This window comes from Agrobacterium sp. RC10-4-1 (assembly GCF_014138475.1).
In the GTDB taxonomy this organism is placed as follows: Bacteria; Pseudomonadota; Alphaproteobacteria; order Rhizobiales; family Rhizobiaceae; genus Agrobacterium; species Agrobacterium pusense.
The window spans coordinates 20324-44388 of record NZ_JACJIT010000012.1 but is presented as its reverse complement, the minus strand read 5'-3'; the positions used below and the strand labels follow the sequence as shown (position 1 = coordinate 44388).

Genomic DNA, 24065 nt, shown 5'->3' with positions numbered 1-24065 from the left:
CATTGAGGATTGAGTAAATGTGCGACCGACACCAGAAGCTGATCAGAGCGACCGACGAGCCCAACTTTTTCGGGATCGACCATTACGGCTTTCCGGAGGCCGGGGAGCACCCGGCTGATCCGCCGGGATATTATCCTGAGTATTTCTCCTCCGACCGCTTCCAGAGGCTCGGCTACCATGTCGAGGAGCTTCGTGGCGGTTTCTATTGGGTTACCAGCGGCGGCTATGACGCGGCCTTCGTCGTGACCAGCGATGGTGTCGTCGCTATCGACGCACCGCCGACGATCGGTGAAAACATGCTGGCCGCGATCGAAGACGTTACTGACAAGCCGGTAACGCACGTGATCTACAGCCATTGGCACACCGATCACATCGGTGCCGCTTCGGTTTTCGGGCCGGATGTCGAGATCGTCGCGCACGACATCACCAGGGAATTGCTGGAGCGGTTCCCCGATCCAAACCGACCGGTGCCAACCCTGACATTCCACAAGGATCATCTGCTTGTCGTCGGCGGGGTGACGTTGGAACTCTCCTACAAGGGCGAGAACCACTGCCCCGGCAATATCTTCATCTATGCGCCGGCGCAAAAGGTACTGACCGTCATCGATATCGTCAGCCCCGGCAGCGCCACCTTCATGCATTGCGACGCATCGCAAAATATCACTGGCTGGTACGAAGCCCAGAAGCAACTGATGGAATATGACTTCGATTTCCTCGTCGCCGGCCATCACATGAAGTACGGGACGCCGGAAACGGTCGCGGCTTCAATCGAATATTTTCAGGACGTCCTCGACGGAGCGCAGGCGGCCGTGGCTCGATTCAGTCGGTCGGATGCGCTCGTGAGCATCCTGGAGGGCGCCGGCTGGGACCAGGTGTTTTCCGGCACCGAGAACTGGATCAATTCTATGGCCAATTTCGCCACGAAATACGTCCTGGAAAAGAAGAGCAGCAATGGCCAGCTCTGGTCCGAGCGGCTTGCCGGCGTGACGACCCAGACGAAATACCACGCCTATACCGTGCTGGAATCTATCCGCCTGGAAAGGCCCCGGCCGAATTATCGTTTGCGGGGCGAAAATCCGCCACCGTTCCTGACCTAACCGGGTTCGTCCGCCACCCCAACCCGGAATCGGGCGGGCAAGGCCTGCCCCGATATATGCGGAGGTCGCCACTCAAAGGGCGGGTCATATCTCGCGCACCCTTGCAACGTCAGAAAGACAAGTCAATGACCACGATTTCCGCACATAACTGGATCGACGGCACCTTTGTCTCGTCTTCCAAACGCGGCCGCTCCATCGATCCAGCGACATATGAGACGATCGGAGATTATCCCGATGATGGCGGAGCGGCCGCGCACTCTGCCATCGAAGCCGCAAAACGCGCATTCCGCGAAACCGCCTGGCGCGACGATGCTGAGCTTCGTGCAAGGGTGCTCGATCAGATGGCATCGGCAGTCGAGCGAAATCGCGAGCGCCTGATCGACATCCTCTCGCTTGAAAACGGCAAACTGCTCGGCGAGGCGGCGCTGGAGATCGATGGTAGTCCGAGCAAGCTTCGATACTGGGCTGCTATGGCTCGTACGGAGGCAGGGCGGGCGACATTGCCCAAGCCCGGCAGCCTCTCCGTGATTCTGCGCCAGCCGATGGGAGTAGCGGGGATTATCGTTCCCTGGAATTCTCCCGTCATTCTTGCGGTCCGCTCCTTCGCTCCGGCACTTGCTGCCGGCTGCGCGGTCGTCGTTAAGATGCCCGGCCAGGCAGCGCAGATCGCCAGCGTCCTTGCCGAGATCCTCGCGGAAGCGAACGACCTGCCGGGCGGTATCTTGAACATGTTCATCGAAAGCGGTTCGGAGGGCGCAGCGCGTCTGGTTGAAAGCCCCGATGTGCCGACAATCAGCTTCACGGGAAGCACGCAAACCGGCCGTGCCATCGGCGCCGTCGGTGCGAAGAGGATGAAGCGGTTCGGGTTGGAACTCGGTGGCAAGGCTCCGATGATCGTATTTGACGACGCTGATATCGACGCCACGCTACCGGTTCTCGAAAAGGCACTGACCATCTTTGCCGGCCAGTTCTGTATGACGGGCTCGCGGCTGCTCGTACAGAATTCGATCTACGAACGGGTCCGCGACGGCCTCGCCGAACGGCTGCGTGCCGTCAAAGTCGGGGCGGCATCCGATCCGGCGAGCGACATGGGGCCGCTAATCGACAAGCAGAACGTCGCCCGCGTCGATAACGTGGTGAAAAATGCGCTGTCAGCGGGTGCAACTGCAGTCGTTCGAGGAGGTCCCGTGACACAAGGCCCTTTGGCGAAAGGTGCTTTTTTTCGCTCTTCGATGCTGGAGGTTTCCGACAACGGCCTGCCGGTCGTCCAGCAGGAAACATTCGGTCCTGTGATAACCATCCAGCGGTTCTCAGATGAGCGGGAAGCCGTCGTGCTGGCAAACGATAACGACTATGGCCTGTCCGCCTCGATCTGGACGCGCGACCTGGATCGCTCGCTACGGGTCGCACAGGCGCTTGAAGCGGGAAGCGTGTTCATCAACGACTGGGCCAAGGTGTATGACGGGACGGAGGAGGGTGGCTTCAAGCAATCCGGTCTCGGGAGGCTGAACGGCGTTGCCGCAATCGAGGACTTTATCGAGTACAAGCACATCGCTCTTAAGCCGGGTTTGTTGCGATAAAAGGAGCCAGTTGGTCAGAAGGTGTGCTTCCTTTAAGGCAGCGCATCGATTGCTGGAGCTTCAATTGAAATTCGCATTCGGTCTTCCGGCGTAATCTCCACTTAATGTTACCAATCCAGTTTGGCTGACCGATGCAGACATCTGACAAAATTGGTCGGCATCTCCTCTGATTGAATACAGCAACTTCCGAGAGGATAATGATTTGCAAGACAAGGTCGACGCTTTGATGCAGGCGGAAAGAACTATGATGGATGCGATACATGCAGCCATCATCCAGGCGGCAAAGGAATCGGAGGCTGCATTTCAGCCACTTGGACCACCAACCACCGCCCAAGCCTACTTCGCGGATGCCGCCATGCGTCAGCTGTTTTTGCACCTGTGTGGTGCGAATGCGGACACGGCCAAGGGTGGTGATCCAGACCACGCATGGGAAATACTCTATTTGGGGCGCGGCACGGCCCGCTATTGGGAAAAAGAACGCGGAATTCGGTCGAGACGCCGAAAGGCAGAGAGCCATGCGGAGCTCGAAATAGAGAGACGCGAGAAATCTGCCCTTGCGCAAAGCGCTCGGGAGTTCGCAACCGACACTGTTATCCGCGCACTGGTCGAACATGCCAGCATTTCCGACCCCGATCTGCGCGATCGTATAGCGGCCTCCGTCAAGCCGCGTGTCAGCGTCACCGATCCACTTTCGCAAGTCGGGCAGGAATTCCGCGATTTGGCTAAGGTTTCGCTCGCCCGCCTTATCGGAAAAGTCTCTTGAAAACCTTCTGCAATACGTTGCATTTGGCCGCGCTCTCCGATGACCACATCTGGCCTTTCGGTTCTCATCGCAGGTCATGACCTTTAGAGAACGGCGATAGGATCGCCGCCGGTCGCCTTCCGGGCAAATGACCGTAAAAGCATGCTATCATAGCCACCTTTAGCAGCGAAACGCTCAGATCCATGGCAGCGCCAACCGCTTTCTAAGGCTCAGGCTCGTCGCTCGAAAGGGTGCCTCGTCTTTAGCATCCCGTCGCCATATCGACCTTGAAGGACCGCGAACGCATCAGATTTCACGTTCGAATTTCTCATACAGGAAGTTCACCAGCGCGCGCACTCGAGCGATGCCTGCGCGCGCTGGTGGCATCAATATGTGCAAATCTGCTCCCGCGTGACTATAGCCTGGGACGACGACTTCGAGCTCACCTCTGGCAAGCGACTCTTGAACCATGAAGAGGGGCAGTACCACGATACCAAGTCCGCCGCGCGCCGCGGCAAGCATCATTTGACCGTTGTCTGTGCGGAATTGTGAGTTCACGCGGACTTGTTCCCATCCATCCGGACCTTGAAAACGCCAGCTGACCGTATCGAAGGAGTAGAGTATGGCGTTGTGCGCAGCCAGTTCAGCGGGCTTTGAGGGGCGCCCTCTGGCTTCCAGATAGGATGGACTGGCGACGACAGCCCAACGTACCTTTGCAAGTTTTCTCGTGATCAGCGCGGAATCGGGTATGCTTCCGATCCGTACGGCCAAATCATACGCCTCTGCGACAAGATCCGGCTGACGGTCTTCAAAACGGACATCGAAATGGATCCTTGGGTGGAGGAGGGCAAACTCTGCCAGCAGCGGAGCGAGACAGAACTCTCCGAAAGCGACGGGAACCGAAACTCTAACCTGACCAGATGCTTCGGTCGTCGACCTTACGACCATCTCCTGCGCTGATTCCAGTTCGGCCAACCCAGATGCTGCTCGTACATGGTACTCGCGGCCGACGTCTGTAAGGGTTGTTCCCTTTTGGGAACGTGTGAGGAGCGTTGCGCCTAGAAAATTCTCCAACCGACTGACCCGGCGGCTGACGATCGATTTAGCGATACCCAAACGGCTAGCCGCACCAGCGATACTCCCAGTTTCGACCACCCGAATGAAGGAGATCAAGTCCAAGATCTCGACAGACTCAGGTTCCGACATTAGCAACTCTCCCCTCAGGTAAGTGCGGCTACTGCAACATCGGGTGCGCGAAATTGTCAAGTCTCCACGTTCGGTGCTCACACTGACGTCCTACAGCGACCCCTGCAGGTCGAGCTGAATAAACGAAACGGGCAAGTTCCGTGCTTGGTAAAATTCGGTGTCCGCCGTCGCCCTGGAAACCGAGCAGTATGGCTGCAGCGGCTCATTGGAGCGTTGCCGCATCGACCTCACCTTGGCGGATCGCATAACGCTGCATAGGGTGCTGGCATCGTTCTTTTTTCCGCAACAATGGGTTTCGCTTTGGCAGCCTATTTTTTCCACGATCGGGGTCGCATGATTGAATTGATAGAAAAGCCAGGAGAGAAAATTGAACCTCCCAACGCATAATCCCGATAGCCGCAGTATGACGGTGCAACTTCTTGCTAAACGTCGGACACAGTATTTTCTGGGCAAAAACATCGCGTTCTCTGACAAAGAGATTGATGCAATTATTCGCGAGGCGGTTCGCCTGTCACCCTCAGCCTTTAATTCGCAAAGTTCGCGCGTTGTGATCCTGCACCGCGATGAAAATCAGAAACTCTGGAACATCGTGAAATCGGAGTTGAGTCATATCGTTGAAGGAGAGCCTAAGATGCACGCCTTCAGAAAAATCGACAGCTTCGCTGCCGGAGCAGGCGCAGTTCTTTTCTTCGAGGACCGAAATGTGGTCAGGATATTACAGGATCAGTGGCCTTTGTACGCTGATCACTTTCCAGATTGGTCCGAGCAAGCCTCCGGGATGGCGCAACTTTCGGTCTGGATCGCGCTTGCCGGCGTGGGAATTGGAGCCAGTATTCAGCATTACAACCCGCTGGTTGACGCAAAGATCAAAAGGCATTGGGACATACCGGAGACATGGCGGTTACGCGCGCAAATGCCGTTCGGCTCCAACGAGGCACCTTTTCCAGCAAAGGCGACTATCGCCGATGGTGATCGCTTTCGAAGCTTCTTTCGCTAGACCTGCCGAAGAAGTTTCAAGGTTCAAATGCCATCAAGAGCTAGGGATCGGCGGAGGTGTGTCTCATGTTCCATCGGACTGTCGGGCATCGGATGCATTTGCCACCGTGACATCCGGTCCGCGCGTTGTCACGAAACGCGGCTGTACAAAGTTTTTTCACTGGGCCAACAGTTATTACACCGAGCCCAAACCACGAGCTCCAATCCTAAAAAACAAAGCCGCTAATTGAGATTGAACGCCATGCATGGTTCCATGCCGGACGCGTAGCTGATTCCTCCCCGTCGATGCCAAACCGCGATCCGAGAGGCCCATGTCGATTTCAGATACGATTTTCCGCCCCTTCGAGACGCTGATACGGCCGCTCGACATTCCCTTTCGGCCACTGCCGTCGAAAGGCCCCGTCGCGGTGCTGTTGCATTTCATTGCCATGTTTCGTGGCGTCCTGATTGCTCTTGCCCTGTCGTCCATGGCGGTGGAAGCCATCAATCTTTCGATCATCTGGGGTCTGTCCGTTATCGTCGATGGGGTGACGGCGCAGGGAGCAACGGCTTTCCTGCGCAATGAATGGCCGCTGCTGACCGTGCTTGGGTTGTTGATTTTCCCCGCTATGCCCATAGCGTCGTTCCTTCTCAATACGCTCAATTCCCACACGCTTGGCATTGCGATGCCGGCGGCCATACAGTGGCAGGGCCACAAGGCCGTGGAGCAGCAGGATCTGGCATTTTTCCATGAGCTTTATGCGGGGCAGGTCGCCTCGCGTCTTTCGCAGGTCTCGTCAGCCGTTCAGCAGCAGATTATCAACGCGTTTCAGATCGGACCGCGTTTCCTGTTGCAAATGATCGGCTCTCTTGCGCTCCTTGCCGCCTTGTCCTGGCAACTGGCGCTGCCGGTGTTCATTTGGATCGTGCTCAATGTAGTTCTCGCCGTCAAACTTGCCCCGGTCTTCTCAGAGCGGTCACGGCGCTCGGCGAAACAAAAGAGCCTTGTCTCGGGGGCGATCACCGATCTCTACAGTAACATGCAGATGATCAAGCAATTTGCCGCCGAGGACAGCGAGGCAGGCGCAATCCGCCGCATACTGATGAAAGCCGTGCAGACGCAGCATCGGGAACAGCGTGTCTATCGCGCATCCGAGCTGGCGGTGGTTGCGCTCAACATGGCGTTGTGGCTGGCGATCCTGTCGGTGGGGCTTTCCGGTCTGGTGAAAGGCTTCATCACGGTCGGAGAATTCGTCGGCGCGGTTTATATATTGCAGCGGTTGTCCGGGCACACATTCACCTTCCTGCAGATGGGCCAGCAGATATTCCAGGCGATCGGTACGATCAAGGATGCCATGCCTGTCATGACGACGCCGCCGACGATTACGGACAGATCCGACGCGGCGGAACTGAGCGTTTCGCATGGGAACATCGAGTTCGACCATATCCGCTTTGCTTACAAGTCAGGCAGACCGGTGATAGATGATCTGTCGCTGACCGTGCGCGCCGGGGAGAAAGTCGGCCTTGTGGGGCTATCAGGTGCGGGAAAAACGACGCTGGTCAATCTGCTCCTGCGTTTCTATGACATTCAGGAGGGCGCCATTCGCATCGACGGGCAGGATATTCGCGAGGTCACGCAGATGAGCCTGCGCCGCAATATCGGGGTGATTGCCCAGGACGTGGCCCTGCTGCACCGGTCGGTAGGCGACAACATCCGCTACGGGCGCCCAGAGGCAACGCAGGAGGAGGTGGAGAAGGTGGCTAAAGTGGCGAAGGTGGAGGGCTTAATTGGCGATCTTACCGACAGCGAAGGACGAAAAGGGTATCAGGCCTTCGTTGGAGACCGCGGCATCAAGCTTTCCGGCGGGCAGCGCCAGCGGGTCGCCATTGCGCGCGTGTTGTTGAAAGACGCACCGATCCTGATCCTCGATGAAGCCACCTCCGCCCTTGATAGCGAGTCCGAGGCCGCCATTCAGGACAAGCTCAATCTTGTGATGGAGGGCAAAACGGTCATTGCCATCGCCCATCGCCTGTCGACCATTGCCCGGATGGATCGCATCATAGTGCTGGATCACGGCCGGATTGTCGAAGAGGGAAGGCCCGAGGAACTGGTCGAGCAGGATGGATTGTTTGCGCAGCTCTGGAAACGCCAGATTGGTGGCTTCATTCCCGAAGATGAGGGGGTGACGTCGGAGGCGGTGGTGGACCGAAGCTGAGAGCGGAGAGCTTCGTCATTTGTAAAGAGGTTACGATGAAAACCGATTGGAAGTCGGTCAGAGGCATGCTGAATGCACCAATCGACGCCTGCGAACGCATCGAGGCGCTGCAGTATGCCGAGACTGACTGGGAGGCCATGATCGATATCGGCGGACAAAAGGTCAGCGTCCATGATTTTCTGGTGACCGCGTGGACACCCCGGAGAAGCTCCGCTACCAGATCATACGCGAACGCCACGACACCGGCGTCAATCTCCCAAGCCGGAGGCAGCGCGCATTCTGTTGGCAATGTCCCAAGCTGCAATTGAATTGGTGGATGCTGGTGAAGTGACCCCCGCCCAACAAGATATCCAGCAGATGATCAAATGGTTTGATGAGGACTTGGTGCGTGGGATTGAAAGTGCCGTCGCTACTTACCGATAAGCAAGGTCGCAATGGACTGTGTGGCGTAAGTGAAAGGAGAGGCGGTTTTTTCCACACGGGTTCGGATGTTGATGTCTGATGTAAGCGATTTGCTTTTGCCGTAGTCGTTATCTGACCGTCACACTTCGGCTCTACCAGTGAATGATGCAACGTCACCTCTCTGTGTTACTCCTCCTAGCGCTGACCCAGATCACCGGTTGGGGCGTGGTGAGCGTTTTGCCGGTGATCGCGACGACGGTCGCGGTAGAATTCCGAACCTCGCTGCCGATGATTTTTGTCGGAACCTCCGTGATGTTCGTCGCTATGGGGTTCGCTGCCCCTTGGACAGGCCGTGCGTTTCGCAGACTTGGACCGCGTTCTGTTATGGCTACCGGAGCCGGGATGATCGCGGCGGGGCTTTGTCTGCTGGCGCTGTCTCCGGACCTTTGGGTATTTTGGGCCGCTTGGGTGTTGATCGGGATTGCAGGCGCGATGTTTCTGACGACCTCAGCCTATGCCTATATCGCGGATTACGCAGGGGATAGGGCGCGAAGCCTTATCGGTACACTGATGCTGGTAACGGGTCTGGCGGGTAGCGTCTTCTGGCCCATCACTGCCTTCCTCGACGGTGTGGTTGGATGGCGTGCGACAGTTCTTGTCTACGCTGGCATCATGGCATTGGTCATTTGCCCACTTGTTTTAATCGGCCTGCCAGCGACCCGTGCCGTGACCGCGCCGGCCACCAACAATGGAAGTGTTCGCAAGGGTCCTGTTTTTGCCCTTCTTGTGACCGCCATCGCTCTGAACAGCTTCGTGACGTTTGGCATTGAAGCTGTAGGCATTCAACTTTTGCAGGCGACCGGAATGGACCTTGCCAAAGCCGTCACGATTGCCTCGCTTCTGGGGGTGTTCAAAGTGGGCGGACGCGTGGTTGACCTGCTGGGTGGGCAACGATGGGATGGGCTATCCACCGGGATTGTGTCCGGCGCAATGATAACAATCGGCCTCGCTGTAATGTTGATAGGCGGCCACGGCTTCCTGTCGGAGGCCGGCTTTCTGGTAATATACGGCGTCGGAAGCGGGGCTTTCGCTGTTGCCCGAGCCACGATGCCGCTCGTTTTCTTTGAGAAAGCCGACTATGCCGCCGCAATGGCAACCATTGCCCTGCCAATAAATCTGATCAACGCACTGGCGCCGCCGGTATTGGCTGCGCTCATGGCGGGGATGGGAGCGCATGCGGTCTTTGCGGCGCTTGGGGTTCTCAGTGCGACGGCCTTTATGGTTTTATGGCAACTCAACCGCAAGAGGTCTTGGAGCACCGTAGCTGAGTGATTGCTACCGAAGAACTTTGTTTCAAGGTCGTCAGAGAGGCAGGCGAGGAGGCGAATATCTGCGGCAGTGGGTAATTAACGAGTTAAAGAAGCCTTTATCCGATTAGCCAATCAAGCTTCTCTATTTTTATAAATGGCGGGTCAGATAGCGATCAGACAGTCCGCATTGGAATGGTCCTGACCTCGCAGCTGTGCCAAGTCCTCGTCCATTTCGCTGAGCCGCATCATATGTGCAGTGATCTGCAATGAGATGATGTGCCGGTCGTCTATAGAGAAACGTTCCCACCTCTTGAGATTGTCGATGACCTCGATGAGGTCGAGACGTTCTTGTTCGAGCTTCTCCAAGTTCCAGATCATCGCAGCCGGGCTCCCGTTTCGACTTGCCTGAAACGGTAGCATGGGCGGATCGGTTCAAACCGATAAGATTTAGCGTAAATTTTATGTAAATTCCGAGTTGTTCCGACCCGCGGTTGGCGTGGTAAAGCAATTTAAGGGGATTCTCAGCTAACCACTGCTTGGTCGCGATATTGCCGTCGTCGAAGTCAGGGAACAGGCGTGTACCGATCCAATGCCTTCACCCGGAGGAAGACCCGCATCAGCCGCGGAACCTTTCCTGCCATTCTTTCGGTCCCACACCCAACCTGCGCAGGAACAGCCGCCGCATCGTTTCGGGTGATCCGAAGCCGCACTTCCGGGCAGTCGTTTCGACGGAGCTGCCGGTCTCCAACAGTCCCTGCGCTCTCTCCAGGCGGATCATCTCGACGCCCTCAGCGGGTGTTCGACCTGTCCGTTGCCGATAATGGCGGACAAAGGAGCGGCGGCTCATTCCGGCCTGGTCAGCGAGGATATCGAGCGTGATGGGGCGTGCAATATTTGTGGCGATCCATGCGTGGAGTTCCATAAACCTGTCATCGACTGTCTGAAGTCCGAGCGGCACACTGAATTGGGACTGGCCTCCCGGCCGTTTGAGGAAGACCACAAGCTCGCGTGCGACGGTGAGAGCGAGTGCGCGGCCATGATCTTCCTCCACCATTGCCAGAGCAAGGTCGATCCCTGCCGTCACGCCCGCTGACGTCCATATCGAACCGTCACGCAAAAAAATCGGGTCGCGCTCTAGCCGAACTTTTGGAAATCGTTTTGTGAACTCGTCGCACCGGCCCCAGTGGGTAACGGCACGGCGACTGTCCAGTAGGCCGGCCTCCGCCAGCAGGAATGCGCCGCTACAAACCGAGGCCATTCGCCGGACACGGGGTGCGCGATCGCGAACCCATTCGATTAGCGGTGCGCGGTCGCAGGCAGCATTCACGCCGCTGCCACCAGCAACGATGGCGGTGTCAGGCGCAGATTTGTTCGTTGGCAAGGTCTTGCACACCAACGTTATGCCAGAGTTGCATGTGACCTGCGTCTCTTCCGCAACCAAAGTGACTTCGTAGAGCCCACCAGCCGTTGCCCGCGACAGCCGGTTGGCGGATGCGAACACCTGGGCGGGGCCGGTAGCATCGAGCACCTGAGCATCGGGGAAAAGAAGGATTTCGATTTGACGTAACATCGAGATTGGCCTGAAACGAGGGATTATTGGCATTCGTGCCACAGCATTTACTGCGATACTAACCGCGTCAAGACAGGAGAAATCAATGACCGTTCGTTTCGGTATCCTTTGCTTTCCAGGTGTTCAGCAACTCGATCTCACGGGTCCTTATGAAGTATTCGCCTCGGCGCGCGATACGCAGGTCGATCTCGTCTGGAAGACGACCGAGCCGATACGTGCGTCGACCGGACTGTGGTTGACACCCGACAGAGCCTTTGAGGAAGCGCCAGCCTACGATGTGATCTGTGTGCCTGGCGGCGGTGGCGTAAATCCTTTGCTGACTGACAAGGAGACACTGGATTTCCTGCGATCCCAGGCCGCCACTGCGCGCTTCGTTACTTCGGTCTGTACCGGTTCACTTGTGCTCGGTCAGGCGGGATTGCTCGCCGGGAAACGGGCCGCTACCCACTGGAACGCAATGGACTTTCTGCAGCGGTTTGGAGCGAACGCGGTGAATGAGCGTGTTGTTCGTGATGGCAGCCTGATCACCGCAGGCGGTGTCACGTCGGGCATCGATTTCGGGCTTGCTGTAATCGCCGAGCTGATGGGACAGGACGAGGCAGAGATAATCCAGCTGTCGCTCGAATATGCACCGGCACCACCCTTCAATGCCGGTTTGCCCGGCCAGGCGCGTAAGGAAATCGTCGCGGCGGCCCGTCAGCGTATGGCAAGGTCGCGAGAAGAAAGGGAGGTGTTGCTGGTGGGGAAGTAGCTGTCTTTGAAAAACGCGCGGAATAACAGGAAAAAGTTTTGCTGCGTCTCGCGCCTTTACTCCTGCAGCTCCCTGCGCCTTGCTTGCATTCTCCCGCCTGACACAAAAGAAAACCCTCCGCCTGGGAGGGTTTCTAATCGAACTGAATGTTTTGGTCGCGTTGCTAGAGCGCGCTTTGCCGGACGACGGTAATTTTACCGACTTCGACCAGCGGCGTGACGTCGAGGTTTTTGCCTTTTTCTGTCAGTTCGAGGCTGTAGAGGAATGCTCGACTGGCGGTATGGTCGCCTGTTGTCTGGATTTTTTCCTTGCCGAAATATGCTCCGGCAGGGATGGGAATGCCTGAGGCCTCACAGTCCTCAATGGCTCTAAAACGTACGGGTGCACCTTCCATTTGGTCCTCCTTCAGGTTGGCAAATGAAGAATATGCAGCGGGTACTGCCGGTTCATGATGCCCTGAAACAGACCGTGAGGCAATTGCCGGCGTGACGTCGACGGCCCCGGCGTTGCGGAACTCGGGTATGCCGGCAAAAGGAAACCCTGCGGCCGTATATCCTCCACGACTCGAAGCTTAATGGCAGCGCGGTGTGTCGCCTGGTGTCGGCCGCAAAGACAAGCATGCGCCCGACCTGCTGCTGGATCGTTGCCTTGAAAGTACACGATCACGGGTGGCTCTTCGGTCGCCAGTACAGTGGATAAAATGATCACAAGATTGGATGAAACCACATGCGGCTGCAAAAAGGCAGGTTCCTCAATGGAACAACGGCTGTAGTCTCCGTCCGATCAACAGGTTTTCGGGCAATCATATATAGGGGAGAGAGTTGGCTAAGGAAGACCCTCTTTCTGGCGGTAGTGCTTTCCATTTGTGTCAACAGGAAACGAGTGCCCGGGATCGTTTTGAGGGAGGACTGATTTCGGCGCTCTGCGATTGTTCAAGTCCTTGCTCCTACATCGGGTTTGGTGAACCAATCGCCGCCGTCGGGGCCTTGTCCTGCTAATTTCTCATCTGTGCATTTTGGGACTTTGCTTCGGGCGGATCCAAAAAGGTTGCGGAATGGTCACACCCTTTCTTTCGAGCACGGGTTTTCCATAAATTGCAACCGCTAAAGTTGTTGCGATGACGTGTCGGGATGTTATCTCTGCGTCAGGTTGAATCATTGAGGGGATGAGGGATGAAAAAGTTGGGGGCGATTTTGCTGATGGCTCTTTTGAGCGCATGTGCAAAGCCATCTGACGGACCGAGCGCAGGCAATATCCGGTCTGCGACTTTGCCGCGAACCAACGAGAAAATCCCCGTCATCGAGCTCGCTAATGCATCGGCCACCACGGTTTCTGCCGGAGGCACGCAGAACGCCTCCGGCCCCGGCCTAACCGCGCTTCGCAACACCGGTTACAATGCGCAGAGATTGCGGCGCGGCGACGTGATCGACATCACCGTGCTGGATACGGGAGAAGACGGACTATTCTCCCCCACCCAGAGCAAGACGCTAAATCTCGGTCGTTTTACGGTTGATCAGAGCGGCTCGGTGAATATTCCCTTCGTTGGCAGACAGAGGGTTGTTGATTCCACGCCCGAAGGGGTGCAGTCGCAGGTCGTTGCCGGCCTTAAGGGGTCGGCCGTGAACCCACAGGCCGTCGTTACTGTCGTCGATAAGCCCACGAGCGCTGTCATGCTCAGCGGTGCAGTAAAAAATCCCGGAAAGATCGCGCTGACCGCCCGACAGGAGCGGGTGCTCGATGCGCTCAATCAAGCCGGTGGCCCTACTGTCGCTGCGGGCGCGGCCACGGTCACAGTCGTTCGCGGCTCGCAAAGGGCCAGCGCGCCCCTTGACCGCGTCATGCGGGAAGACCGTCAGAACATCCGCCTGTCACCGGATGATCAGGTCATGGTCGATGGCGACGCGGCGAGCTACACCGCCCTCGGTGCGTTCAAGAGTGCCGGTGAATTCCAGTTCGAAGCCGGAAAGCTGACCCTGGCGCAGGCCGTCGGCCGCGCCGGTGGCTTGCTGGATGACCGCGCAGATGCGCGCAATGTCTATGTCTTCCGCAATGAGATTATTCAGGTTCCCGCCGCAAGGGTGCCGGGCGCGAAAGGCCCGGTCGCGACGGCGACGAGCATGCGGCCCGTGATCTATCACGTCAACATGCGCGACGCTTCCAGCATCGCCCTCATGCAGCTCTTCCAGATGCAGAAGGGTGATGTGCTTTATGCAAGCAACGCGCCGCTGGTGGATTCGGCCAAGCTGCTGACCGTGTTCCAGAAGAGTGTGCCGACGGCTGCGGCGCCGCTTCCCGGCGGCGGCAACTGACAAATGAGGCGCTACAGAAGCTGTAGCGCTTCCATTGCCGTTTGTGGACGCAAGGCAGGATCGCCACGGCAACAGGCCTGCGCAAAATCTGCGAGGCCTTGCGGTGACTGTGCCTTGTCCGTCTCGATTAGCCGCCGGGCGAGCCGTCCCACGGCATATATGTCCTGATCCGGCTTTGCGGGTGCGCCTTGGACCTGTTCCGGCGGCGCAAATTCAGTCGAGGCCGCAAAACGAAGGCCGTGTTCCGCGTGTTTCCGGCCAATTTGCAGGGCGATGCCGAAGTCGCCCAGTCTTGCCGTTTCGAACTTGCCGTCCGACAGCAGAATATTAGCTGGGGTGACATCGCAGTGCACATATCCCGATGCATGTACTGCGCTCAGCGCTTGCAGCACGCGGCGAAGGATCACCATCGCCTGCGACGCGGCAATTGGTTGCGCAGATATGATCGATGCCAGTGAGTGTGAAACCCACGGCTGCAACAGGCCCGGCCGACCATCCGGCAACCGCAGAAGCGCGGACGTTTCCACAAGGCAGGGATGGCGCAGCGCGAGCCCGATCTCGGCCTCGTCCCGCAAGCGTTGCAGCGAGACAGTGTCGTCCCTGCGGGGAGGCGGCACGGTTTTCAGCGCGTGCAGCGAGCCGAGATCGCGGTGACGCAATTGCAGCAAAAGTGTCGTCTCGCTCTGGTAAGCGGTGAAATTCACGGCAAAGCTGTCCGCAATCCAGTCCGGTTTTTCGCCGGACATATCTGGCAATTTTCGATCCAGCGCATTTCGGATCTGGTTGATCAGGTCTTGCTGCTCTTGATAGCTTCTTTCGCGCGTGCCTTCATGGCGGATGCTTCGCCAAAGGTCGGAAAAGCGTGCGGCTATCTCCGGATAGGCAAGTTCATTGTTCACGCCGGTTTCCAATCACAATTGCGCTTATATTCTCGCGGGCGTTTTCGATCAGCGCTTCCTGGATCAGGGCATTGGCACAATCCTTGACCGGGGTGTTGAAGACGATCTCGGCAATGGCGCGTTCCCGGAGGATCTGCACCAGCGGGTAACTGCACAGCAGGACCCTGTCCTGCAAACCCCACTCCTCGAAGACGATGTCCGGCCGAAACTGCTGGGAAAGCCCGACACATTGCGAGAGTTGCTTTTTCATGCCGACCACGACGTGATCGCGCGAAAGCTGGTGCATGGTGCCGTTTTTCAGGAGATAGGCGCGCGCATCACCAGACCACAGGACGCTTAGCCTGCGCGAGATGATCGAGGCTATGACGACGCTGGCCATCGGCCTGACATCGGCGCCGGTCGTCTGGCGGGAGAGGAGCAGGCTGTTGATGGTGCCGAGCTTTCCCCTGATCTGCTGCGCCATCGTCTCCGGAGTTTCGGCATCTGGCGTTTCCGCAAGAATATTCGTGGCGAGACGGGCGGCCTCTGCGGCGCTGTGTGAATCACCTTGTCCGTCCGCTATGGCGAAGAGGGCAGGTGTCTGGGAAACGAATAAAGCGTCCGCATTCAGGGAAAGCCGCGTTCCCGGGTGTGTGGCATAGCTGTAGGTCACAGATGACGGCTGTTCCGCTGCCGGTGCGGGCATTGGCGCCACAGGCGGCATTTGCTGTTTTGTTTTCTCCATCACCGTTGCTGGAATTGGCGCTGGCGTTGAACCGTCCTCGCCGCCTTTGCCCGGCATGTCGCTAAAGAGACGCAGGAAATCGGAGGCTTTAGGTTTGCCGTCAAATTTGAGGCCGCGGGCACGACGGCTGACGGGGTCGATATACCACCAGAGGCTCGTCGGTATACGGCCGCGCACCATTTCCGGCACATCCTCCTCTTCCCGCGGCTTTGGCAGACGTAGTTTTTTGATCGAAGTGATAAACCGGGAGATATCGAAATCGCCGGTCATCGATGTCTCGGCCAGCGCCTCTGCGGCCATGAACCAGGTGTCGTCGAGATAGAGGCTTCGTGGATGTTCGCGGAAGCCATTGAGCTGGGCGATGATGGCAAGCGGATATTTGCGTCCCACCCGGTCCGCACTCGGCACCAGTACACCGACATAGGCGCAGTTTCCCCATATGCCGCGCTCAATGATGAAGCGTATGGGTGGCGACGAAGAGAATATTTCGGGCCATCGGCCCGTAAACATATCCACGCAGGCGTGCATGCCGGATCGCATCCAGCCGTCAAAGGTACCTATTAATTCCCGCTCAAGCCCATCGGAGATGAAATCGCCATGGCTTGGGACCTTGCCGAAGAAACCGATGCGATCGCTTTCCGTCGCTGTTTGCGTGGACCTTGATGCCTGATCGGCCATCAGTTGCGATGACCCGCTGTCGTCCTCGTGCCTGCCTTCATTCTAATCCCCTCCTTTGAAACATCACCATTCCGTTCCGTCACTAAAACTGCGCGGGGCAGGCGAAGCTGGCAATTGCATCGAGCTTGAACGGATTGAGAACCGAGCCGAACTGAATATCGAATTCGGCAGCCTGTCCGCCATTCTCAAACCGCACCCGCAGCAGGTCACCCGACTGGTTCTCGATATCGGCACCGTCAAACAGCCGGAAGGGCGACCAGTCGCCATTTTCGGTTTTTGCCTGCTGCCAGCCGCCGGGCTGGAAGGCGATGCGCGACAGGCTTGCCGTGTTTTCGCGCGAGGGCCAGGTGATCGATTTCGCCTGGATCGGACCATGATAATAAACGACCCGCTCGCCCTCGATCTCCAGCATCACCGCGCTGGAGGCATTGGTGAGGGAGACGGGTTTGACATTGATCGAAACCGCCGGCGTCTCGCTACCATTCGGGAAAAAGGCGCGCGAAATCTTGTCGGCATTTTCGAACTGGGCGACGGCGCTGCTCGGAAGGCCGGCCGCGCCAAAGGTACCTTTCCAGCTCCATGGGGTCGTCGTCTTGTCGACGAACGGTTCCATACGCTGTTTGAAGAAGCTCTGGAAAACCCCTGCCGGCCCGAAGAGACGCGTGAAATCCGCAATGGCGACGTCGCGGGTGGAGGCCCGGTCGAAGGGATAACGACCGGTCACGATCGAAGAGCACAGGGAGGCTGAATCTGATGTCCAGAGTTCGGCAATGCGGCTGCGAGCGGACTTCACCGCAAGCGAGCCGACATCCGCCGCCACGCCTGCCACCCAGACATCGAGCGGCGCCGGCAATTCGCGGGCCTGCTGCAGCAGGTCCTGATTGGCCTTCGTGAGCTGGCTGTCCACGTCGAACACCTTGGCGACGTCATCGGAGGTTGTTGCCGAGCGGGCAAGCTGTTCGTTCAGCAGCTTGAAATGCGCGAGCAACTGTTCCGATGGCGAACCTACGGTCTTGTCGCCATTGGCCTGCTCGCCAGTTGTGGCTGCGCCTTTTGTCGCCGCCATGTCACGCAGTCTCGCATAGGGATCGGACGCATTCACGGAGGCCGCCAGAACGGCTGTCGTTGCGTCGCCTTCCGCAGCGGAGGCGAGCGTGGCGGGGTTTGCTCCGGGGCGGAGATCGGTCGCCTCCGCAATCGATCTTGCAGCCTCCATCACGATATTGCGCTCATTGGCAAGCGCGCGGGTGGTTTCCACTGCGTCGCCGAGGGTCTGGGACGGTTTGACCCGAAGGTCGGCTAGCGTGTCAGCCCATTTTTTCTCAAAACGGTCGAAATAGATTTGTAGCGCGGCCTGCGCCACCTGCTCCACAGTCGCGCCCTTGATGGCGTCATCAGAACCGCGCACCCAGCCTTCGGAAAGCGCGATGCGGGCGGCATGAGCGACTTGCGGAATGACGACACGGTGATACCCATCCGCCGTGAAGAGGCCTTCTATGCCCTCCGCCATAGGCGCTTTGCTGCGACGCTCGAAAGCCCGCTCCCCAAGAGGACCGAAAGCCGTCGCGGGTGTCCACTCCATCAATTCGCGCACCTGCGGAAGACCGGCGAGAATATCATAGGCGCGTGTGCCAATCGCTTGATCGCGGATCGTTTCGCGGGCGGTAGCGATGAGCCGCGCATCGAGCTCGATCGGGGCAAGCACGCCGTCGGCCAGCGCCTTTGCGTGCTGGTCAAGCGCTTCTCGCACCGCTGCCCTTCCATCACCGGGATAAAGCGATGCGAACATCTGATGCGTCTGCACGGTCAGGAAATCGCGGTCCAGTGCACCCATCCCGCCCAGCATTCCATAGAGTTTCAGCGAATTGAACGTGCGGGTGACATCCTTCTCGTCCTTAAGCTGCTTTTGCAGCTGCACGATCATCCGCGGCAGCAGCAAGGCGTTGAGCGCGCGCTGATAGGCGTCACGCTGGCGCCCGGCAATCTTGTCCTCCTGATCGAGACCGAAGCTGACATTCCAAATGCGTTCGCGGGCAAAGCCAGAATTGGCATCGCGCAGATTGTCGAGCGCGGGGAGGATGCGCAGGAAATCCGCATCTGCGACCTCTCGTACGGGAATTCCCTGAACGAGCTGCACATAAGCGCCAAGTTTGCGATCCGCTTCGGCGAGCGCCTGTGTATTGGCGAAATAGGTTAAAATCCAGCCAGTGAAGACAATGGCGACCGCCGCGGCTGATGCGCCATAGGCAATGCGGCGCACCAGCAATTGCCGCCCGGAAAGACGTTTGTCGCGCATCACCAATGCGGCTTCGGGAAAGATAACATCCTTGAACAGCCGCGAGAGGAAGTAGCTCCGGCGGGTTCTGGGGGCTGCGGGAGATCTTTCCGTTTCCGGCTGCGTTCCCGACGCAAAATAAACGCCACGCAGAAGCGGGGCTTCAATGAGAGGCGATCTTGCGCAAAGCTCGCCAAGCGCTTCGTGCAGGCGGTCTTTCAGACGCGCCAGCTCGGCCGGAAAACGGAAGATGCGTCCGCGTATCTCCGCATTCTGTTCCTGCTGCAGGCGTTCGATCAGCATGGCATCGACCCGCTGCTGCAGCAGCTCGAATTCTTCCGTCAGGCGCTGCGGCAGGTTCTCGGCGGAGTAGCTCTCATCCAGCTTAAAGGTTGTGCCCCAAACCTGCTGGCGATCGGTCTTGTTGAAACCGTCGAAAAACTCCACGAAACCGTGCAGCAGGTCGGCCTTCGTCAGAACGATATAGACCGGGACCCGAGCGCGCAGATATTCGTCGAGTTCCGAAAGCCGCTGACGGATGGAGCGCAGTTCCTGCCGCTGCTCCTCGGGATCACGGTTGAGAAGATCGGGGATGGAGAGGGTAACCAATGCGCCGTTGATCGGCTGCGAACGGCGATATCGCCTCAGGAGGCTGAGAAAACCTTCCCAGCCGGCCTTCGAGGATCCGTCGAGATCATCCTGCGTGGTATAGCGGCCGGCGGTATCTATCAGGATCGCCTCATCGGCGAACCACCAGTTGCAGTTGCGCGTGCCGCCAATGCCCTTCACCGCATTTTCGCCAAGCGCATCGCCAAGCGGAAATTGCAGGCCGGAATTGGTGAGTGCCGTCGTCTTGCCGGAACCGGGGGCGCCGAAGATCACATACCAGGGCAGGTCGTAAATATAACCGAAGCGCTTTTTCGTGACGCGACGCAAGAGGGCGAGCGCTTCCTTCAGGCGTGTCTGGATTTCGCCGATTTCCGCCTGCCGATTGGCCAGCGCCTCGCGTTCGATACTGTCGACGAGTTCCTTGTCCTGCTTGCGTCCGCGGTAGATCGTGACGACGATGTAGACCAGCCATATGGCGACGATGATGCCGATGGCGAGGAGCCGGGCCTGCACCGTGCCAAGCGGTTTGAAATCGCCGAGCGCGATCAGATAACCGTAGAACCAGATGACGACGCAGAGCGCGATCACCCATAAAAGCGACAGGAAACGCCGTCCGACGAGGGCCGCATAGCTCTCGACATAGGAGCGGATCGTATAAAAATAGCTCAATGGATTCATGGCTGGGCCTCTCCCGGCTGCTGTCCCGGACTGTTCTGTATGGGCGGCGAGAGAATGCCGGCATCGCTCAGTTTTTCATCGGGATTGGTCAGGACCATGATTTCTGTTCTGCGGTTTATCTGGCGGCCTTCTTCCGTCTTGTTGTCGGCGATCGGGTCGCTGTCGGCCCGGCCTTCGGTCAGGATCGCTTCAGGACCGGTGAATTGTGAAAGAATGTCTCCAACGGCCTTGGCGCGCGCTTCGGAAAGGTGCCAGTTCGATGGAAACTCCACCGTCTTGATCGGCACGGTGTCGGTATAGCCGATGACGACCGCACGGAATTTTTCAGCCGCAAGCGCGCCGCCGATACGCTGGATGAGATCGCGGAACTGCGGACTGACATTGGCGCTGCCGGTCGTGAACAGGCCCGAATTGTTGATGCGAACCCGCAGCCGACCGTTCACATCCGCAAGGGTCACGAGCTTCCTGTCGACTTCGGGCTGCAGGAAGGCCATCAGCTTTTCAAGCCGGGAGGGTTGTCTCGGCTCCACGATTTTGGGTGGATCGACGACGCGGGGAGTTTCCACTTCAATTGGCGGCGGCGTTGGTGCAGCAGGGCTAGCGATCAACACGCTCGGTGTTTCATTCGGCGGCAGATGAGCAAGTCTTTCGAAAGTGACATCGGATGCGCTGTTGAGCGACAGCGTAAAGAAGAGATAACCAAGCGCGAAGGCGAGCGCCATCAGCGACAGCAGGGTCCAGAGCGCAGTCATCGCGCGCAATGGCGTATGTCGGGCATCGACACCTTTCCAATGCGGAGAAAGCTCGCGTTCGAAGGCGCCATATTGGCCGATGAGCGTTTTGTAGAGACTGTCGCGGATGCGTGAAAGCTCGAGCGCTCCTTTCGGTGAAACGCGGGTTCGTCCTTCGAAAGCCAGCGACAGGCACAGATAGATCAGCAGCAGCAGATCCTTGTTGGCGCCGGGCGACTGGTGGAAATGGTCGAGAATGTCGAAAACCCGGTCGCCGCCAGTGACATCATTGTGGAAGGTGGAAACGAGGCCGGAGCGCGCCCAGCCTGCTCGCACACCCCAGGGCTTGCTGAGAACGACGTCATCCACCGTCGCACAGACGACATAATGCGCAGCTCTCGCCCGCTCGGGGCTGATGCGGGCGGAGGCGAGATCGCGTTCATAGCGGGTTATTGCTTCAACGCAGCCGCGGCGGAGCTGGTCGGGGTCCGGCTCGGCATCGCTGAAGCGCAGCAGATGTGCGAGGTTGAGAAGGGGAGCCGCCGATTGCACAAGTGTCGGAACATCCTCGCCGCCGAAGTGGAAACCGGTCAGCAGCTGTTCGACCGGCATGGCAGTCGCTTTTGCCCTGCTGGGGCCTGCCGGCTCGTCGGTCTCGACGATGTCCTCGAGGATTGCCGCCATGTTGCGGGCGTTCTGGTTGCGCCGGCGACTTTCCTCGGTGATCTCGACCACCGTCGGCAAGTCTTGCCAGGAAGAGGGGTTTTCCGTGCTCATTCGCGTAACGCCCACATTTCCATTTCAAGCCCAGGGAATTCGCCCGCCAGATGCAGGGCAATGGCCCCTGAAGTATCGAGCTGTTTCCAGAGCGGCGACTGCGTGTCGATCTCGAAATAAACGGTGCCGGATCGATAGGGCAGTTGCCGCGGCAGAACCGGCAGGGACCGCACGGGAATGCCCGGCAGCGCCACATTGACCAGTTCGGAAATCCGTTCCACCGGACCGACCTTGATCTGTGCCGGCAGGCGGCGGCGAATATCCTCGGCAGCCACATCCGCCCGCACGGCGAGCACGAAGCCGGCGTCGCGCAGAAGTGTGCGGTCGTGGATAGTGCCGACGCGGACGCCATGACGGCGTTCCACCAGTTCGATTGCGACGGCCGCCTGCTCCAGAACCGCAGACAGCGAGGTACGCAAATCATCAAACACAGCCCCGAAGGTGGCTTTCAGATCGTCGTGTCGGTAGGGCGGGAAATCTGTTGCCCGCTTCCTGTCCGTGGTGAAGGTGGCGAGCTCGCCGGCAAGCTGGATGCAGTCTTCGTAAAAGCGGATGGGGTGAAACCGGGTGGCGTTGGCACAGCGATGCGCGAGTAGCGGATCGGCCCGGTTGAGGATCTGCAGCAGGAAATAATCGCCCACTTCCGCCGTCCCCCGGATCGTCGGGTCACCGATGCGTTCGGCGATCGCCTGGGCGCGGTGACGCACGATCCCCAGAAGCTCCGTCAGCAATTCGTTGAGACGGGGCGCAGCCGCGCAGCTAAGGCTTGGAGGGATGAAATCAGGGTCGAGAATGACTGCACGGTCGGAGCGGACTTCAATTACCCGCGCCAGCCCGATGAGGTCATAACCGGAAAGATCGTCACCGGTCTTGAGGAACTTCAGGCTCAGGCGGCCGACATCAATGGGGGCCACGAAATCCGTCTCTATATTCGTATCGGAGACTTCATAAGTGGATGCGGTGAAACGCACATTACTGGTGTCATTGTGGCCGCTGGCGGACGTGTCGGCCTTGCCCGGCTGCCGGGCCGGCAGGGCAAGAAAGATGATAGCGTTCTTGACGCTTTCATCGAGATCGAGAGGCGGCGGCAGGTCGGAATCTTCAGGCGCCTCGAAGGGCGTGCCGTCGGGGAGGATCCCGCGCAGGTTCGATAGCGCAAATTGCCCTATCGACAAGGCGCTGCGATCGACCGCTATCTCGACGATGCCCCAGGGATAGGGCGAAATGTTGCGCGTGGTGTTGCGCACCAGGCGTTCGGTCCAACGGTCGGACTGCTGAAAATGCTGGACGCGAAGAAACATGCCCTCGGTCCAGGCTACACGGTTCTCATGTCTCATCGTGGTCATTTACCCCCTTGGCATCGGCTGTGGCCGCGTCAGTCTCCTGTCTCGGCGCGGCTTCACCACGCGCTGCGCGCTGCAGGAACTGCCTGACCGGCAATGGACGGCCGTTTTCTTCGAATTGCTTTTTGTAGGCGGACCAATAGTCTGTTTTGACGATCAGCCCCTGCCAGTCCCGGCGGCCGATCTTTGCCCGGAAATCGTTGCCGGCATCGACAGACGCCTCGATAAGCCTCGGCTCGAGCCTTTGCGTGCAACCATGGATCAAAGTTTCAAGCGCGTAGGCAAGTTGCCGCTGCTGGCGGATGAGCCTTTCCATCCGCTCGCTCAGGGAGGCTGACGAACCTTGGCCAGCGCGCTCGCTCTCGAGGTCGAGAACGGCTAGACAATCGGCGCTTTCCTGCTCCAACGCGGTCAGAAGATCGCCAATCTCTGGCGGGGTAGAAACGCCTGCAGCCGAAGCGTTCTCCACATGTAAGTCTTCTTCTGTCTCCGGGAAAACATTGTCGAAATCTTCGCTGCGGGCGGTCGAAACCGGACGAGAGATCATGACGGGCGTGTTTAGAGCGTCGGTATGTTCGTGCTCGCTGCTTGCAACCGGCTCCTCATCCCAGTTATCGGGCAGAATGGCGCTTATTCCATGCGCCGCGGGCGGTTCGCTCCAGCCGATCTCGACATTTCGCGAAATGGATTTCGCCTTCCGTTTCGCGCCCTCGCGCCATGTTTCGGACCAGTCCTCGACGGAGGCAGTATTGCCCATCATGCCGCCGGCCGAACGGCCGTTCGGGGCGATATCCGCGAGGATCGCCGAAATGGTCAGCGGCTCGTCGCTCATTCGCAGGGATGCGTCGGGATCGGAAAAATCCAGTTCGGCATCGCCGCTGATGGAGACCTGAAAAATCTGACCGCCAATGTTGATTTGCGAACCGTCGCGGAGACGTGCGCTTTCGCCTTCGAGCAGCAGGCGGCCATCGACCAGCGTGCCATTCGCGCTCTGGTCCATTATCGTGAAGCCCTCGCCATCGCGGTTGAGCGTGCAGTGCAGCTTGGAAACGCGCCGTTCATTGTCGTCGATCTGCCAGTCGCACTCCCGCGATCGGCCAATGACGCGGCGGCCGCGCTCGAAGGTCCACTGACTGGCTCTTGCTGCTCCGATATTGCGTGTGTCCTTGAGTGCAAGCTTCATATCCATGCCC

The 24065-nt window shown here is 58.5% G+C and carries 19 protein-coding genes; 9 read left to right on the top strand and 10 right to left on the bottom strand.

Features of this window, described 5'->3' with window-relative positions; translation table 11 throughout:
- The first annotated feature begins 17 nt into the window (after window positions 1-17).
- From FHW77_RS25095 to FHW77_RS25085, 3 genes are all read left to right on the top strand, one after another.
- Entirely contained in the window at window positions 18-1097 is a 1080-nt protein-coding gene (locus FHW77_RS25095; protein ID WP_107327371.1) for an MBL fold metallo-hydrolase, read from the top strand.
- 125 nt (window positions 1098-1222) lie between these two features.
- Complete coding sequence (locus tag FHW77_RS25090; RefSeq protein WP_182590935.1) at window positions 1223-2677, top strand: aldehyde dehydrogenase family protein; 1455 nt, start codon at window positions 1223-1225, stop codon at window positions 2675-2677.
- A gap of 244 nt (window positions 2678-2921) precedes the next feature.
- Complete coding sequence (locus FHW77_RS25085) at window positions 2922-3440, top strand: hypothetical protein (RefSeq protein WP_107327373.1); 519 nt, start codon at window positions 2922-2924, stop codon at window positions 3438-3440.
- 285 nt (window positions 3441-3725) lie between these two features.
- Here the strand turns inward: FHW77_RS25085 and FHW77_RS25080 are convergent, their stop codons facing one another.
- The gene (locus FHW77_RS25080) at window positions 3726-4625 is read right to left on the bottom strand and encodes a LysR family transcriptional regulator (protein WP_107327374.1); all 900 of its coding nucleotides are present in this window, start codon (window positions 4623-4625) and stop codon (window positions 3726-3728) included.
- Window positions 4626-5028: 403 nt separating this feature from the next.
- On the opposite strand from FHW77_RS25080, the gene FHW77_RS25075 reads away from it, so the two are divergent.
- The 4 genes from FHW77_RS25075 to FHW77_RS25060 all read left to right on the top strand — a co-directional run bounded on the left by FHW77_RS25075 (window position 5029) and on the right by FHW77_RS25060 (window position 9550).
- Window positions 5029-5622: a nitroreductase family protein gene (locus tag FHW77_RS25075; RefSeq protein WP_182590939.1), complete on the top strand. Its 594-nt coding sequence runs from the start codon at window positions 5029-5031 to the stop codon at window positions 5620-5622.
- Between the two features lie 310 nt (window positions 5623-5932).
- Entirely contained in the window at window positions 5933-7816 is a 1884-nt protein-coding gene (locus FHW77_RS25070; RefSeq protein ID WP_182590934.1) for an ABC transporter ATP-binding protein, read from the top strand.
- A gap of 35 nt (window positions 7817-7851) precedes the next feature.
- Complete coding sequence (locus FHW77_RS25065; RefSeq protein ID WP_286086160.1) at window positions 7852-8124, top strand: hypothetical protein; 273 nt, start codon at window positions 7852-7854, stop codon at window positions 8122-8124.
- 256 nt (window positions 8125-8380) lie between these two features.
- Window positions 8381-9550: an MFS transporter gene (locus FHW77_RS25060; RefSeq protein ID WP_182590933.1), complete on the top strand. Its 1170-nt coding sequence runs from the start codon at window positions 8381-8383 to the stop codon at window positions 9548-9550.
- A 140-nt stretch (window positions 9551-9690) separates the two neighbouring features.
- Here FHW77_RS25060 and FHW77_RS25055 read toward each other — a convergent pair whose 3' ends face one another.
- The gene (locus tag FHW77_RS25055) at window positions 9691-9906 is read right to left on the bottom strand and encodes a hypothetical protein (RefSeq protein WP_045531754.1); all 216 of its coding nucleotides are present in this window, start codon (window positions 9904-9906) and stop codon (window positions 9691-9693) included.
- A gap of 238 nt (window positions 9907-10144) precedes the next feature.
- The gene (locus FHW77_RS25050; protein WP_223215487.1) at window positions 10145-11098 is read right to left on the bottom strand and encodes a GlxA family transcriptional regulator; all 954 of its coding nucleotides are present in this window, start codon (window positions 11096-11098) and stop codon (window positions 10145-10147) included.
- An 85-nt stretch (window positions 11099-11183) separates the two neighbouring features.
- Between FHW77_RS25050 and FHW77_RS25045 the strand changes: the two genes are divergently transcribed.
- On the top strand, window positions 11184-11849 hold the full coding sequence (locus FHW77_RS25045; RefSeq protein ID WP_135855770.1) for a DJ-1/PfpI family protein: 666 nt from the start codon (window positions 11184-11186) through the stop codon (window positions 11847-11849).
- 163 nt (window positions 11850-12012) lie between these two features.
- Here the strand turns inward: FHW77_RS25045 and FHW77_RS25040 are convergent, their stop codons facing one another.
- Window positions 12013-12243 (bottom strand): hypothetical protein, encoded by a 231-nt coding sequence (locus tag FHW77_RS25040; protein ID WP_034496492.1) that lies wholly within the window; start codon window positions 12241-12243, stop codon window positions 12013-12015.
- 778 nt (window positions 12244-13021) lie between these two features.
- On the opposite strand from FHW77_RS25040, the gene FHW77_RS25035 reads away from it, so the two are divergent.
- Window positions 13022-14158, top strand: coding sequence for a polysaccharide biosynthesis/export family protein (locus tag FHW77_RS25035; protein ID WP_174150037.1), 1137 nt, complete (start codon window positions 13022-13024; stop codon window positions 14156-14158).
- A gap of 11 nt (window positions 14159-14169) precedes the next feature.
- Here FHW77_RS25035 and FHW77_RS25030 read toward each other — a convergent pair whose 3' ends face one another.
- The 6 genes from FHW77_RS25030 to FHW77_RS25005 form a co-directional block, all read right to left on the bottom strand.
- Window positions 14170-15057: a protein kinase domain-containing protein gene (locus FHW77_RS25030; protein ID WP_182590932.1), complete on the bottom strand. Its 888-nt coding sequence runs from the start codon at window positions 15055-15057 to the stop codon at window positions 14170-14172.
- Window positions 15047-16459: a type VI secretion system-associated protein TagF gene (tagF, locus tag FHW77_RS25025; protein WP_173615072.1), complete on the bottom strand. Its 1413-nt coding sequence runs from the start codon at window positions 16457-16459 to the stop codon at window positions 15047-15049. Before tagF ends, FHW77_RS25030 begins: the two co-directional genes overlap by 11 nt.
- 82 nt (window positions 16460-16541) lie before the next feature.
- A complete protein-coding gene (tssM, locus tag FHW77_RS25020; protein WP_182590931.1) occupies window positions 16542-20021 on the bottom strand; it encodes a type VI secretion system membrane subunit TssM in 3480 nt (1159 codons plus the stop codon).
- Window positions 20018-21529, bottom strand: a complete 1512-nt coding sequence (gene tssL, locus FHW77_RS25015; protein WP_182590930.1) for a type VI secretion system protein TssL, long form — start codon at window positions 21527-21529, stop codon at window positions 20018-20020. Before tssL ends, tssM begins: the two co-directional genes overlap by 4 nt.
- Window positions 21526-22866 carry a type VI secretion system baseplate subunit TssK gene (tssK, locus tag FHW77_RS25010; protein ID WP_112637426.1) on the bottom strand — a complete coding sequence of 447 codons (1341 nt, stop codon included), beginning with the start codon at window positions 22864-22866 and terminating at the stop codon, window positions 21526-21528. The genes tssL and tssK overlap by 4 nt, the downstream gene beginning before the upstream one ends.
- Window positions 22856-24061, bottom strand: a complete 1206-nt coding sequence (locus tag FHW77_RS25005; protein WP_182590929.1) for a type VI secretion system-associated FHA domain protein — start codon at window positions 24059-24061, stop codon at window positions 22856-22858. Before FHW77_RS25005 ends, tssK begins: the two co-directional genes overlap by 11 nt.
- Window positions 24062-24065: the final 4 nt, after the last annotated feature.

What these genes read in the sequence shown, in the direction of transcription:
- FHW77_RS25040 (WP_034496492.1), bottom strand. Translation starts at nt 12,243, where the DNA reads ATGGAAGGTGCACCCGTACGTTTTAGAGCCATTGAGGACTGTGAGGCC.
- tagF (WP_173615072.1), bottom strand. Translation starts at nt 16,459, where the DNA reads ATGGCCGATCAGGCATCAAGGTCCACGCAAACAGCGACGGAAAGCGAT.
- FHW77_RS25035 (WP_174150037.1), top strand. Translation starts at nt 13,022, where the DNA reads ATGAAAAAGTTGGGGGCGATTTTGCTGATGGCTCTTTTGAGCGCATGT.
- tssL (WP_182590930.1), bottom strand. Translation starts at nt 21,529, where the DNA reads ATGAGCACGGAAAACCCCTCTTCCTGGCAAGACTTGCCGACGGTGGTC.
- tssK (WP_112637426.1), bottom strand. Translation starts at nt 22,866, where the DNA reads ATGAGACATGAGAACCGTGTAGCCTGGACCGAGGGCATGTTTCTTCGC.
- FHW77_RS25045 (WP_135855770.1), top strand. Translation starts at nt 11,184, where the DNA reads ATGACCGTTCGTTTCGGTATCCTTTGCTTTCCAGGTGTTCAGCAACTC.
- FHW77_RS25070 (WP_182590934.1), top strand. Translation starts at nt 5,933, where the DNA reads ATGTCGATTTCAGATACGATTTTCCGCCCCTTCGAGACGCTGATACGG.
- FHW77_RS25065 (WP_286086160.1), top strand. Translation starts at nt 7,852, where the DNA reads ATGAAAACCGATTGGAAGTCGGTCAGAGGCATGCTGAATGCACCAATC.
- FHW77_RS25090 (WP_182590935.1), top strand. Translation starts at nt 1,223, where the DNA reads ATGACCACGATTTCCGCACATAACTGGATCGACGGCACCTTTGTCTCG.
- FHW77_RS25050 (WP_223215487.1), bottom strand. Translation starts at nt 11,098, where the DNA reads ATGTTACGTCAAATCGAAATCCTTCTTTTCCCCGATGCTCAGGTGCTC.
- FHW77_RS25005 (WP_182590929.1), bottom strand. Translation starts at nt 24,061, where the DNA reads ATGGATATGAAGCTTGCACTCAAGGACACACGCAATATCGGAGCAGCA.
- FHW77_RS25060 (WP_182590933.1), top strand. Translation starts at nt 8,381, where the DNA reads ATGATGCAACGTCACCTCTCTGTGTTACTCCTCCTAGCGCTGACCCAG.
- FHW77_RS25075 (WP_182590939.1), top strand. Translation starts at nt 5,029, where the DNA reads ATGACGGTGCAACTTCTTGCTAAACGTCGGACACAGTATTTTCTGGGC.
- FHW77_RS25080 (WP_107327374.1), bottom strand. Translation starts at nt 4,625, where the DNA reads ATGTCGGAACCTGAGTCTGTCGAGATCTTGGACTTGATCTCCTTCATT.
- tssM (WP_182590931.1), bottom strand. Translation starts at nt 20,021, where the DNA reads ATGAATCCATTGAGCTATTTTTATACGATCCGCTCCTATGTCGAGAGC.
- FHW77_RS25095 (WP_107327371.1), top strand. Translation starts at nt 18, where the DNA reads ATGTGCGACCGACACCAGAAGCTGATCAGAGCGACCGACGAGCCCAAC.
- FHW77_RS25085 (WP_107327373.1), top strand. Translation starts at nt 2,922, where the DNA reads ATGATGGATGCGATACATGCAGCCATCATCCAGGCGGCAAAGGAATCG.
- FHW77_RS25055 (WP_045531754.1), bottom strand. Translation starts at nt 9,906, where the DNA reads ATGATCTGGAACTTGGAGAAGCTCGAACAAGAACGTCTCGACCTCATC.